Source organism: Methylobacillus arboreus, from assembly GCF_020532725.1.
In the GTDB taxonomy this organism is placed as follows: domain Bacteria; phylum Pseudomonadota; class Gammaproteobacteria; order Burkholderiales; family Methylophilaceae; genus Methylobacillus; species Methylobacillus arboreus.
In genome coordinates, this window is the sequence record NZ_JAJAVC010000004.1 from 102633 (window position 1) to 115691 (window position 13059).

General features: G+C 55.2%; 12 protein-coding genes. 7 read left to right on the forward strand and 5 right to left on the reverse strand.

All coding sequences use genetic code 11. The annotated features are described in order from the left end of the window. The first annotated feature begins 16 nt into the window (after positions 1–16). Positions 17–1516, forward strand: a complete 1500-nt coding sequence (gene ppx / locus LG198_RS05360) for an exopolyphosphatase (RefSeq protein ID WP_230342153.1) — start codon at positions 17–19, stop codon at positions 1514–1516. Positions 1517–1575: 59 nt separating this feature from the next. Here ppx and ppk1 read toward each other — a convergent pair whose 3' ends face one another. The 5 genes from ppk1 to LG198_RS05385 all read right to left on the reverse strand — a co-directional run bounded on the left by ppk1 (position 1576) and on the right by LG198_RS05385 (position 7836). Continuing rightward, complete coding sequence (gene ppk1 / locus LG198_RS05365) at positions 1576–3657, reverse strand: polyphosphate kinase 1 (protein ID WP_230342154.1); 2082 nt, start codon at positions 3655–3657, stop codon at positions 1576–1578. 51 nt (positions 3658–3708) lie between these two features. After that, positions 3709–3981 carry an oxidative damage protection protein gene (locus LG198_RS05370; protein ID WP_230342155.1) on the reverse strand — a complete coding sequence of 91 codons (273 nt, stop codon included), beginning with the start codon at positions 3979–3981 and terminating at the stop codon, positions 3709–3711. A 93-nt stretch (positions 3982–4074) separates the two neighbouring features. Next, positions 4075–6129, reverse strand: coding sequence for a TonB-dependent receptor (locus LG198_RS05375; RefSeq protein WP_230342156.1), 2055 nt, complete (start codon positions 6127–6129; stop codon positions 4075–4077). A 124-nt stretch (positions 6130–6253) separates the two neighbouring features. Further along, positions 6254–6562, reverse strand: a complete 309-nt coding sequence (locus LG198_RS05380) for a hypothetical protein (protein ID WP_230342157.1) — start codon at positions 6560–6562, stop codon at positions 6254–6256. A gap of 188 nt (positions 6563–6750) precedes the next feature. Beyond that, complete coding sequence (locus LG198_RS05385; RefSeq protein ID WP_230342158.1) at positions 6751–7836, reverse strand: NAD(P)/FAD-dependent oxidoreductase; 1086 nt, start codon at positions 7834–7836, stop codon at positions 6751–6753. A gap of 128 nt (positions 7837–7964) precedes the next feature. Here LG198_RS05385 and LG198_RS05390 point away from each other — a divergent pair, with 128 nt between their 5' ends. The 6 genes from LG198_RS05390 to LG198_RS05415 all read left to right on the forward strand — a co-directional run bounded on the left by LG198_RS05390 (position 7965) and on the right by LG198_RS05415 (position 13050). Continuing rightward, positions 7965–8963 carry a KpsF/GutQ family sugar-phosphate isomerase gene (locus tag LG198_RS05390; RefSeq protein ID WP_230342159.1) on the forward strand — a complete coding sequence of 333 codons (999 nt, stop codon included), beginning with the start codon at positions 7965–7967 and terminating at the stop codon, positions 8961–8963. A gap of 3 nt (positions 8964–8966) precedes the next feature. After that, a complete protein-coding gene (locus LG198_RS05395) occupies positions 8967–9491 on the forward strand; it encodes a KdsC family phosphatase (RefSeq protein WP_230342160.1) in 525 nt (174 codons plus the stop codon). 9 nt (positions 9492–9500) lie between these two features. Further along, positions 9501–10205, forward strand: a complete 705-nt coding sequence (lptC, locus tag LG198_RS05400) for an LPS export ABC transporter periplasmic protein LptC (protein ID WP_230342161.1) — start codon at positions 9501–9503, stop codon at positions 10203–10205. A 25-nt stretch (positions 10206–10230) separates the two neighbouring features. Next, a complete protein-coding gene (gene lptA, locus LG198_RS05405) occupies positions 10231–10770 on the forward strand; it encodes a lipopolysaccharide transport periplasmic protein LptA (RefSeq protein ID WP_230342162.1) in 540 nt (179 codons plus the stop codon). Positions 10771–10840: 70 nt separating this feature from the next. Beyond that, a complete protein-coding gene (gene lptB, locus LG198_RS05410; RefSeq protein WP_230342163.1) occupies positions 10841–11563 on the forward strand; it encodes an LPS export ABC transporter ATP-binding protein in 723 nt (240 codons plus the stop codon). Positions 11564–11586: 23 nt separating this feature from the next. Further along, complete coding sequence (locus tag LG198_RS05415; RefSeq protein ID WP_230342164.1) at positions 11587–13050, forward strand: RNA polymerase factor sigma-54; 1464 nt, start codon at positions 11587–11589, stop codon at positions 13048–13050. Positions 13051–13059: the final 9 nt, after the last annotated feature.

A 13059-nucleotide genomic window follows, 5' to 3' on the forward strand; every position in this document is an offset into this window, starting at 1 on the left:
TACAAGAAGGTTGAATTTGCCTACAAGAAAATCGGATTTTCCCGAGATCGCAGCAGTTGATCTGGGTTCCAACAGTTTCCGCCTGCAACTCGCCCGGGTTGCAGACGGCCACCTCATTTTTCATGATTCCCTGCGTGAGGTCGTTCGCCTGGGTGCGGGGCTGGATGCGAAAAACAACCTGAGCGCTGATGCCCAGCAACGTGCGATTGACTGTCTCAAGCGTTTTGGCGAACGCCTGCGTGGGTTGCCGCCTCAAGCGGTGCGCGCAGTTGCTACCAATACCTTCCGTGTCGCGCGCAATGCCCCCAACCTGATGCAGGAAGCACAAGAGGCCCTGGGATTTCCTATTGAAGTCATTGCCGGCCGGGAAGAGGCGCGCATGATTTTTGTCGGGGTCGGCCACAGTTTGCCTCCTGCCAGTCATAAACGTCTGGTCATTGATATCGGTGGCGGTTCTACCGAGTTCATTATTGGCCAGGATGTCGAACCTATTAAAATGGAAAGCCTGTACATGGGCTGTGTGAGCTACAGCCTGCGCTATTTTCCTGATGGCAAACTCACGGAAAGCGCATTCGCGCGCGCACGTATTGCCGCTGCGGCGGAAATCCAGAGCATACGTAAGCATTTCATTGCCGAAGGCTGGGATGAGGCAGTTGGCTCATCCGGCACAGCCAAGGCACTGGGTGAAATTATCCGCCTGAGCGGTTTGAGCGACGGCGAAATCACGCGCGATGGCCTAGAATTCATCCACCAGCAACTGCTCAAGGCCAGGGAAGTCAAGAAAATCGACCTGCCTGGCGTGAGCGGTGACCGCGCAGCGGTATTGCCAGGCGGCCTGTCCATCATGATGGCCGCATTCGATGCGCTCAAGATCGAGCGCATGACAGCCGCCAATAGCGCATTGCGCGAAGGCGTGTTGTACGAGCTGCTCGGGCGCCTGCATGATCAGGACATCCGGGAGGTGACAGTTTCAAGCTTTATGCGCCGCTATCATGTGGAACCTGATCAGGCTGAACGCGTCCAGGAACTTGCACTACGCTTGCTTGCGCAGTGTGCAGACAAGCTGAAGCAGTGTGATGAGGAAACTGCAGCGCAATACCTGACCTGGGCTGCACGGCTGCATGAAATCGGCGTTTCCATCGCGCATGCTGCCTACCACAAGCATTCTGCCTATATTATTGAAAATGCCGACATGCCTGGTTTCTCCAATATGGAACAGGAAACCTTGGGCTTGCTGGTCAAGGCGCATCGCCGCTCGCTCAGCAAACTCGAGCCGGGCATTGTCGACAACCATGACCGCTTGCTGCTGATTCTGATTCTGCGACTCGCAGTATTGTTCCATCGCAATCGTCAACCAGATCACTACCCGGATCCCGAATTGACCATCACGAAGTCTGGATACCAACTGAAAATCGCACCAGACTGGCTCAAGGAGAATCCGCTTACCGAGGCTGAACTATTGAATGAGGTGGCTTACTGGAAAGAGATTGGTCTTGGCTTGGAACTGGTTTCCTGAAGCATCATCATTGAGGCAAAACAAAAAGGCCGACACCTGTTGGCCTTTTTGTTTGTCAGTCAAGCCTCTGGCAATATTTCCTGTCCGTATTCGCTCATCAGGAATTGCTGGGAAGAAAAGCTGGTACGGCGGCTGGGTTTGAGTTCATAACTGCCATCCGGCAGCATTTCCCAGGCATTGGTGTTGTCCTTGAGGTAAGGCTCCAGCCCTTCCTTGAACACGCGTTTCTTCACCTTGGCATCCAGCAACGGAAAGCATATTTCAATGCGGCGGAAGAAATTGCGGTACATCCAGTCTGCGCTGGAAAGGTAGGTATGTTCAGCGCCATTGTCATAGAAATAGAAAATGCGGGTATGCTCAAGGAAGCGCCCGACGATGGAGCGCACCTTGATGTTTTCCGATACGCCGGGAATGCCCGGACGCAACGCACATACGCCGCGCACGATCAGGTCTATCTGCACTCCAGCGCTGGAAGCGTCATACAGGGCACGGATCACATCCGGATCCAGCAGGGCATTCATCTTGGCGATGATGCGGGCTTTCTTGCCGGATTTGGCAATCTCGGCTTCGTGCTGGATGGCCTTGATTGTGCGCTGGTGCAGCGTAAAAGGGGATTGCCAGAGGTGGCGCAGCTTGCTGGCCCGTCCGAGGCCGGTGAGTTGGGCAAATACATCATTGACGTCTTCGCTGATTTCTTCCTGACAGGTCAGCAGGCCGAAGTCGGTGTAAAGCCGTGCAGTGCGCTGGTGGTAGTTGCCGGTGGCGATATGCACGTAGCGGCGCAGTTTGTCTTCATCGCGGCGCACGACCATGGCCATCTTGGCGTGGGTTTTGTGCCCGACTACGCCATAGACGACATGGGCGCCCGCGTTTTCCAGCTTAGCGGCCCAGTTGATATTGGCTTCTTCGTCAAAGCGCGCCAATAGCTCAACCACGACCGTGACTTCCTTGCCGCGCTGGGCGGCCTCGATCAGCGATTTCATCAAGGTGGAATCTGCGCTGGTGCGGTAGAAAGTCTGCTTGATGGCAAGCACCTGAGGGTCTTCCGCTGCCTGCTTGATGAACTCGATCACCGGATTGAACGACTGGAACGGATGATGCAACAGGATGTCCTGCTTGCGTATTGCCTTGAAGATGTCGGTGTCCTTGGCCAGCTCTTTGGCCACGCTGGGCGTGTAGTGCGGGAATTTCAGGTCGGGACGGTCCACGCTGTCGGGAATCTGCATCAGGCGCACCAGGTTGACCAGGCCGTTGACCTGGTACAAGTCTTCCTGGTTCAGGCCGAACTGGCCGAGCAGGAATGCGGACATTTCTGCCGGACAGCTGTCGGCCACTTCCAGGCGTACGGCATCCCCATACTGGCGGTGGGTGAGTTCGCCTTGCAGAACCAAGCGCAGGTCCTTGGTCTCCTCGTCGTCCAGGATCAGGTCGCTGTCGCGCGTGACACGGAACTGGTAGCAACCTTTGACCGCCATGCCCGAGAACAACTCATTGACATGGGCGTGCAGGATGGAGGAGAGGAAGACAAAGCCGTGGTCGCAGCCGGCGATTTCGCGCGGCAGGCGGATAACACGCGGCAAGGCGCGTGGCGCCTGCACAATCGCAACGCCGGAATTGCGGCCGAAGGCATCCTTGCCTTCCAGTTCCACGGCAAAGTTCAGGCTCTTGTTGAGTACGCGCGGGAACGGGTGTGCGGGATCCAAGCCGATAGGCGTGAGTATCGGCATCAACTCACGGAAGAAATAGGCGGCAATCCATTCGCGTTGGACATCATTCCAGTCACCCCGGCGGATAAAACGGATTTCCTGCGCTGCAAGTTGTGGCAGCACTACTTCGTTGAGGATTTTGTATTGGTGTTCCACTAATTCATGGGCAAGGCCACTGACCTTGGCAAGCGCCTGCTTGGGCAGCATGCCGTCGGCGCCTACATGCGGGGAGTTGTACTTGATCTGGTTCTTGAGGCCCGCGACGCGCACTTCGAAGAACTCATCCATATTGCTGCTGAAGATGCAGAGAAACTTGAGGCGCTCAAGCAGGGGAACACGTTCGTCCTCAGCCTGGGCCAATACGCGGCGATTGAAGGCGAGAATGCCTAATTCGCGATTGATAAAGTATTCGGGATTCAATTTTACGGGCGACAAGATTAAAACCTTACTCTATGCCCGCAATATGACAGTTTAATGAAAAATGGTTCAACTATTAGGCGGGACATAGCCGGAGGCGGTGTCTGCACCCTCACCAAAGAAGTAAGCCTCGGTCTGTTGGCTTAAATATTTGCGTGCTTGCGGATCTGCCAGGCTCAGGCGGTTTTCGTTCACCAGCATGGTCTGCTGCTTGAGCCAGCCCGCCCAGGCCTCCTTGGATACATTCTCGAAAATACGCTTGCCGAGTTCGCCAGGGTAAGGTGGAAAGTCCAGCCCCTCAGCGTTGCGGCCTAGTTTGATGCAAAAAACGGTACGTGCCATGGTCTAGCCCAGTAGGTTGCTTGAAGAGCAATATCATAGCGCAAGCCGCCGTCGCGTGCGATAGCGTCCGGCGGCAGCTTACAGTGATAGGCTCTAAAACTCTCCGCGCAGGCCGACCAGCAGGGAGCGGCCGCCCATGGGCGCGATATCCTTGAGTAGCGAGGTGTGGTCACGTATGGTCTGGTCCAGCAGGTTGTATGCCTTAGCAAACGCTTCCAGTTGGAAATAGGACGGTGTCGGCAGCTTGTAGGTGAGGGTGGCGTTGACCAGGGTGTAGCCGTCGGTGGCAAGCTCGTTGTCATCCGTGCGGTTCTGTTTGAACGCGCGCAACACGTCCAGCCGGGAGCCGAAGCGGTTGAAGCGGTAATCCAAACCGAAACCGAGCTTCAAGGGGGAAATGCGCGGCAGGGAATCGCCAGTGTCACGATTGGTGGCGCGTACATAATCGCCGCGTAATTTAAGGTCGAGTGCGCCGACCTTGTCATAGACGCGGAACTTGCCTTCGGCCTCCAAACCCTTGAACACGGCCTTGGCACCAGTAAACCTGGCTTCAGGAATATCGGAGTCGACCTCACCGGCTTCTCCTTCTTCATTTACCAGAATGCCGCTGTTGAACAGGCCGATAAAGTTGCTGAAGCGGGTATAGTAGGCGCCTATGCTGAAGGAGTCATGGTTCTGTTTCCAGCGCAATTGGGCATCTATGCCATTTGAGCGCTCCTTCTGGAGATCGGTTGAGCCGACTTCGTATTGGCCGGTGGCCACATGCTCGCCATCGGCATACAGCTCAAAATAACTCGGCGCACGCTCGTTGTGGGAGAGGTTGGCGGCGAGTGACCATTGCTCATTGAGGTTGAACAGCGCGCCGGTTGCCAGGCTATAAGGCGTGAATGAGCGCGACTGGCTGGGGCCGAAGTCGCCACCGCCACTGGATTCTATCTTGGCATGTTCCACGCGGCCGCCGAACGTGAGCTTGAGCGCATCCAGCGGTAGTTCTTCATAGACATAAAGCGCGCGGGTATTGGTACGATTGGGCGGGACAAAGGCTTCTTCGCCGAGTGCCTCGAAACGAGAGTTGTGGAACTGCAGGCCGATCACGCCGGATAGCGGGCCGATATTGCCGTGCGAGGCTTCAATCGAGCCTTCCAGGCCGCGGTTCTTGAATGTGGTACCGACTTCACCATCCTCAAGCTCACGGTGCTCATAATCGGTATGGGCCATACGCACTTTGACCTTGTTGATGATGCTGCCAAGGTCGCGCAACTCAGAGGCAAAGTCCCAGCGGTCACTCTTCATGTCAATCAACACATCGGGATCCGCCACCGTGCCATACTTGTTGTTGAAGGTGGAGTAGGACATGCCGACATAACCATTTTCCAACGCGATCGAGGCACCGATTGCGCCGCCATCTGCATCCGAGCCGCTATTGACCAGCCGGCCCTTGTTTTCACGCGCCTCGCCATCAGCTTCGTTCTTGCGGCGCGAAACGGCATAGCCCGGGATGTCCAGGTCATCGGTCTTGCGCTTGTAGGCGTCGGCATGCACTGTGAGCACGCCATTGCCTGCATCCAGCACGATGGCGCCGTTCTTCTGGTTTTCCGCCCCGCCGAAACGTATTTCACTGCGGCCAGTCACGCCGTCTATGGCTTCCTTGGGGATACGGTGGTCGATGGCGTTTACCACCCCGCCGACAGCGCTGCCGCCATAAAGCAGGGCAGCCGGGCCGCGCACCACGTCAATCTGCTCGATGACCAGCGGGTCCAGTGCTACGGCATGGTCAAAACTTAGGCTGGAGGCGTCCAGTATGCCAACGCCGTTCTGCATCATGCGTACGCGTTCGCCATCCAGGCCGTGGATGACCGGGCGCGAGGCATTGGGGCCAAAGTAAGTGGAAGAAATGCCGGGGATGGATTTCAATGTTTCACCCAGCGTACTTTCGCGCTGCAATGAAAGTTCACGGCCGCTCAAGGTGGAGACCGGTACTACCAATTCATCCGATGCCACGCCCAGTGGGTTGGCTGTGACCGCAATGGTGGGGAGCTCGATTTGTTCTTCGGCTTGAACAGCTTGAGTCGCCAAGGGGCTGCCGAATGCCATGGCGATGGCAATCAGGATTCTTTTTGGCACGGGGGCCGTATGGGGGTTCTGCATCTTACAATCTCGCATTTAACTGTATCAAACTGACCATGGCGTAAGCATGGCCATAGGGGCCGCATTCCAGGGAATACGGCGGCTGGCACGTCTTTGTCTGGCAAAGTACGGGCTGTTGATTGTGCTAGATGAGCACTGGCGGCGGGCCGCGGGAGGTATAGGCTGCGAGAAAGCGGGTGTTATGTTGCGTGGTGGTGAACAAGACAAGGCTGCCATGGCTAGTCACCGTAGGTAGGGCATGCTGCGACGCAGGGATAAAACTGCCTAGGCTTCCAAAATTCAGGCACTGCTCACAAAGGTTGGTATGAGGTGATTGATCTTGGGTATGGGAAGGTTGGTCGTTGAGGTGTGAAATCTCGTGCGCAGTGAGGCTTTGCTGGCTGAATAGCAGCAAAAGCGATAACACATAACCAAGCAATATCTTGCGCAACATGGTTGCGATTCTAGCAGGCTATTGTGAAAAAAAGAAACGGCCAGGACCAAAAATAGCCTAACCGTTTTTCTTTGTGTTGAGCATCTAAATTTACTGCTGCTGAAGGCTCAAGCCTTGAAGCTGGCAGCAACAAAGTCCTGGTGGACGATGTTCCGGAATTCTTTTGCTGATGGCGAGAAAAGCAGATTTTATTGTGGCAGCGAGAAAGGGGCAGGATCTGTCCATGGCTGTTCGTTACAGACCAATGCAGCAATCAGGCTGGCGCTGGCGGGGCCCATTGTCAATCCATAACGGAAATGCCCAGTGTTGAGGAACAGGTTCTCGACGCCAGGATGCGGGCCGATAACTGGTAGGTTTTCCGGGGTGCCGGGGCGTAGGCCGCTCCAGTGCTTGATGATGGGCAGGCCCTTGAGTTCTGGCATGAGGGCTTCTGCCTTGGCGCAGATTTCCTCGCGTACGGCATCGGTGGTGGAGTGGTCAAAACCGACGTCTTCTAGCGTGCTGCCGGCTAGCAGGTAACCGTCGCGGCGCGGCACCAGGTAGAAACCTTCGCGGTAAATGACGGCGCCGGGGTTGCGTTCGGGCTTGTAGAGCACGATCTGTCCGCGCATGGGCTTGACTTGCAGCTTGCTGGCGACTTCTTTCAGCAACTCGAAACTCCACGCGCCCGAAGTCACGATAAAGCAATCTGCTTCCAGCAGTTCACCTTTGGTAGTGCGCCAGGAAGTGAGCTTGGTGATCTCTGCGGGCAGTGGCATGAGCTCTGTGCGTTCCAGCAGGCGTACCTTGTGTTTTTCCAGCCATGTGCGCAAGGCATGCATGAGGCATGGCGGACGCACCTGGTTTACCTGCGGCAGCCACAATGCATCTTCACCGCTGGTTGATTGCACGCCAAAGTCTGAGGCCTGCGCCTCTTCCGTAGTGACTTGATAACGCGTACACCAGGCCAGCGCTGCGGCGCGGTCAAAACTTGGCAGTAGCAGAAAGCCGGAGTTGAGCATTTGCGGGTCAATGCCGGTTTCCTTGAACAGGCGCTCACAGATTTCTTTATATCGACCTGCACCGTTGCTGGTCAGCGTGTTGACGTGATCCGAGTACATCCACGGCAACAGCGGGAACATGATGCCGGCACCTGCCCAGGAAGACTCTCCCGAGGTCTGGCTTGCAATCTGGTTACGTTCGACGATAGTGACCTGGCAACCGCGGGATACCAGTTCCATGGCGGTGAGGCAGCCGACGATGCCGCCTCCAGCAATCAATACGTGCTGGCTCATGATTGAAGATTCCGGGAAAGAGAATTACTGGTGAAATGAGGCTCGAATAAATTAATCACGCAAAAATTATGCCTACTTTGATGGCATATCCTTTATTCAGGGAGAGTTCCCTTTTATACTTAGCAGATATGGGAATTTCCAAGTTAAAGACAAGCAGTAGCGCAAAAGCACCATTGCAGCTTGCGCGCGAGGTTTTGGCGATAGAGGCACAGGAAGTACAGGCATTGGCCGAGCGCCTGGATGAAAACTTCGTCAACGCAGTCGAGCTTATTTTACAGTGCCGTGGCCGAGTTGTCGTGACCGGCATCGGCAAATCAGGCCATATAGGCAACAAGATTGCCGCCACGCTGGCAAGCACGGGCACCCCGGCTTTTTTCATCCACCCTGCCGAGGCAAGCCATGGGGATATTGGCATGATTACCCAGGATGATGTGGTGATTGCCCTGTCCAACTCCGGCGAGGCGGATGAATTGCTTGCCATCCTGCCGCCATTGAAACGCATAGGGGCGCCTATCATCAGCATTTCAGGCAATCGCCACTCCACCTTGTCCAAGGCTGCCACCATTTTTCTGGATGCACACGTTTCGCAGGAAGCCTGTCCGCTTGGGCTCGCACCGACAGCCAGCACGACGGCCGCTCTGGCGCTGGGCGATGCATTAGCCGTGACCTTGCTGGACCAGCGCGGTTTTTCGCGCGAGGATTTTGCACTGGTCCATCCCGGCGGGTCTATCGGGCGGCGCCTGTTGTTGCATGTGCAGGACATCATGCGTAGCGGGGATGATATTCCCAGGATACAAGCTGGTCATAGCCTCAAGGATGGCCTGCTGGAAATGTCGCGCAAGGGGCTGGGCATGACGGCCGTGTTGGACACCTCCAGCGCGCCGGTGGGCATATTCACGGATGGCGATTTGCGGCGTGCCTTTGAAGCTGGGATTGATATCCATGCGACTTCCATGCAAGACGTCATGCATGCGCATCCACGGACGATTGCGCCGGAGCAGCTGGCGGTCGATGCAGTAGCCTTGATGGAACAATATTCAATCAGCAGCCTGTTGGTGGTGGATCAGCAGGGTAATTTGGTCGGTGCACTCAATATGCATGACTTACTCATGGCAAAGGTGGTTTAGAAGGTGATTTCTTTAGAAGAACGCGCAAAGCGCATCAAGGTTGCAGTGTTTGACGTGGACGGTGTACTGACCAATGGCGGGCTGATGCTGGGCGATGATGGCCTGGAATACAAGGTGTTTCATTCGCAGGATGGCCTGGGCATGAAGATGCTCAAGAACACGGGAGTACGTATGGCCTATATCACAGGCAGAAAATCCAATGTTGTCGTCAAGCGCGCCGAGAATACCGGCGTGCAGATCATCTATCAAGGGATAGATGACAAGCTTGAAGCCTTTAATGATTTGCTCGAAAAACAGGGCGTGTCAGCGGAAGAGTGCCTGTTCATGGGGGACGATGTCATTGACATCCCGCCTATGCGCCGTGCCGGGCTGGCGATTACCGTGCCGCATGCCATGCCGCTGGTCAAGGAATATGCGCATTACACTACCGAACGCCAGGCCGGATTTGGGGCGGTGCGTGAAGTCTGTGAATTGCTCATGAAGGTGCAAGGCACGTTGGATGCACAAATGGCACCTTACCTGAAGTAAATGCGAGAGATGAAGGGACGGACAAACACCATTCTGTTTCCACTCGCGGTGCTCGGGCTGCTGGCCTTGATCACGCTGTGGATAGACCGCACGGTGCAACCACCGGAGCCGCGGGTGGATGGCAGTACGCGTCACGACCCGGATTACATCCTCAATAACTTTGTTACGACCAAGACCGATGCGACGGGCACTATCAGCCATATTCTCAAGGCTTCGGAAATGCGGCATTACCCCGACGATGACACGACTGAGCTGGAAAACCCGCATTTCACCCAGTTTGGCGTAGACAGGCCGACCACGACGATAGAAGGGAAGCGTGGGCACGTGTCGAGCAATGGCGAGGTGGTGGAGTTTCGCGATAGTGTGCGTGTCGTGCGGCCGGCATTCGGCGACCGGCAGGAAATGACCCTGACGACGGAATACCTGCGGGTAGAGCCTGACAACGAGATTGCCTCGACTGACCAGCCCGTGGTCATTACGCAGGGGCCCAAGAGCATAGTGCGTGCAGTAGGCATGGTATATGACAAGAAAAACCAGACCATTCAGCTCAATAAGCGCGTACGTAGCCATTATGAGCGCCCGGCTGCTGCCAGCAAGCCCAGGCCGGCAAACCGTGCAACAAAACCAGCGGCCAAGGCTGCCACTAAAAACACTGGCAAACAAACCAAATCGGGGAATAGCAAAAATGCTAAGCTGCCAGCTAAAACCAAGTAAAACGACATTCTTCAGCGGAGACCCTATGCGCACCCTGCGTTGTTCCTTATTGCTCGCCATGTTGATCGGCATGCTGTCTGCAACTGCTTATGCAGAAAAGGCAGATCGCGAGAAGCCGATTGAACTGGAAGCCGACTCCGTGCAGGTCAATGATGCCAAGAAGACCAGTACCTATACCGGCAACGTGATTCTGACCCAGGGTACGCTGATGATCCGCGGCGATAGGCTGATTGTGCGTGAGGACAAGGAGGGTTTCCAGCACAGCACTTCCTACGGCAATCCCACCACTTTCAAGCAGAAGCGGGATGGCAAGAATGAATACATGGAGGGCAGTGCCCAGCGTATAGAGTATGATGGACGTATGGACAAGGTGCAGCTGTTCACAAAAGCATGGGTCAAACGCGGCGAGGATATCGTACATGGCGACTACATCATGTACGACGCCAATGCGGAATATGCGGAGGTCATCAGTGGTGGCTCGCAAGCAGCGACACCTGCAACACCAAGTGGCCGCGTACGTGCCGTGATCCAGCCCAAGAAGAAACCCGAAGCGGAAACTCCATGAGGTTGAAACCGTTTGATAGATCCCGGCCTGAGTGCTGTCCCAAGAAAATTGCCCCATAGATATTGCATAAATGAGTGAATTAATCGTAGAAAGCCTGCGCAAGAAATACAAATCACGCACCGTGGTGCAGGATATTTCCCTGCAGCTTAACAGTGGCGAAGTGGTTGGGTTGCTAGGGCCAAACGGCGCAGGCAAGACAACCAGTTTCTACATGATGGTAGGGCTGGTTGCGCTGGATGGCGGCCGCATCCTGCTGGATGGCAAGGATCTGAGCCGTATGCCTATCCATCAGCGTGCCCGCATGGGGCTGGCGTATTTGCCGCAAGAGCCTTCTATTTTCCGTAAGATGACGGTGGCAGAAAATATCCAGGCAATCCTGGAACTACAAGACATGACAGCAGAGCAGCAGAAGGAGCAGCTTGAATCCTTACTGCAGGAACTCCATATTACTCATATCCGCAACAGCATGGCGGTGAGTCTTTCCGGTGGTGAGCGTCGCCGCGTGGAAATTGCACGATGTCTGGCAACCAACCCCAGCTTTATCCTGCTGGATGAGCCATTTGCCGGGATTGATCCGATTGCGGTGCTGGATATCCAGAAAATTGTACGATTTCTGACAGAACGTAATATCGGCGTGTTGATTACTGATCACAATGTGCGTGAAACCCTGGGCATATGCGATCGTGCCTATATCGTGAATGAGGGCCGTGTATTTGCTGCGGGGAAACCCAGTGAAATCATTCATAACGATAGTGTAAGAGAAGTATACCTGGGCAAGGATTTCCGCCTGTAGGAGCGAATGAGGCGGAATAGAACATGAAACAAAGTCTACAGCTAAAATTTTCCCAAAACCTTGCATTGACACCGCAATTGCAGCAGTCAATCAAGCTGTTGCAATTGTCTTCGCAAGAACTCAACCAGGAACTGGAGACGTTGCTACAGGCCAACCCCTTGCTGGAGCGTCTAGACGGCCCGGATGGCGTGGCGGCTGAGGCGCCGGAAATTTACACGCCTGCTCCCGATATTGCCAGCCCCGCCAGTGAGGCACCGGCGCCTGCCAGTGAGGAATTGCCACGTATCGATGAGTTTGGTGGTGGTGATGACTACTTTGAGTCTTTTCAGGGCAGTAACCGCTGGGAAGAGGGCGGGGCCAACAATGATGACGATAACGATTTCAGCTTTCAGGAAGCGGTCAACCTCACCCTGCGTGAGCACTTGTTAGGCCAGATCAAGCTGTTGCCATTGTCTGAGCGTGACCAAACCCTGGCAATGGTGCTGGTGGATGCCATCAATGACGATGGCTACCTTGAGCAATCACTGGAAGAACTTGCAGAGTTGCTGCCTGATGAGCTCGAAATTGACCCGCTGGAACTGGAAACCGCGCTCAAGCATATCCAGAACCTCGACCCGCCAGGCATAGGTGCCCGCAACCTGGCCGAGTGCCTGGCATTGCAGTTGCGCGCCCTGCCTAAGGACACGCCGCATGTTGATCTTGCCGTCAAGGTGGCTGAGCATCACTTGCCGCTGCTGGCGACCCGCGATTACACGCGCTTGCGCAAACTGCTGCATTGCGATGACGATGTGCTGAAGGTGGTGCAGCAGCTCGTGACCCAGCTCAACCCGCGTCCGGGTGGCGAGTTTACCCATATCACATCCGATCATTACATCCAGCATGAGATTGTGGTCAAAAAGACCAAGGGTATCTGGGTGGCCAGCCTCAATGATGAAGTGGTGCCCAAATTGCGCATCAACCAGCTTTATGCCGGCATTTTGAAACGTAACCGCGATAGCTCCAGTCAGTACCTTATGAGCCAGATGCAGGAAGCCAAATGGATGATCAAGAACATCCAGCAGCGTTTTTCCACCATCCTTAGGGTGTCGCAAGCGATTGTGGACCGCCAGCGCAATTTCTTCGAACATGGTGAAGTCGCCATGCGGCCTTTGGTGCTGCGCGAGATTGCCGACGAATTGGGCTTGCATGAATCCACGGTTTCCCGCGTTACAACAAGAAAGTACATGCTCACTCCGCGCGGCGTTTACGAATTGAAGTATTTCTTCGGCAGCCATGTTGCCACTGAGTCTGGCGGTGCTTGCTCGGCGACCGCAATCCGCGCATTGATCAAGCAGATGGTGAGCGAGGAAAACCCCAAGAAGCCGCTGTCGGATAACCAGATTACCGACATCCTCGGCAAGCAAGGCATAGTTGTTGCAAGAAGAACCATAGCGAAATACCGTGAGTCTCTACAGATACCCGCGGCCAACCAGCGCAAGTCGCTTTGATTTGCGCGT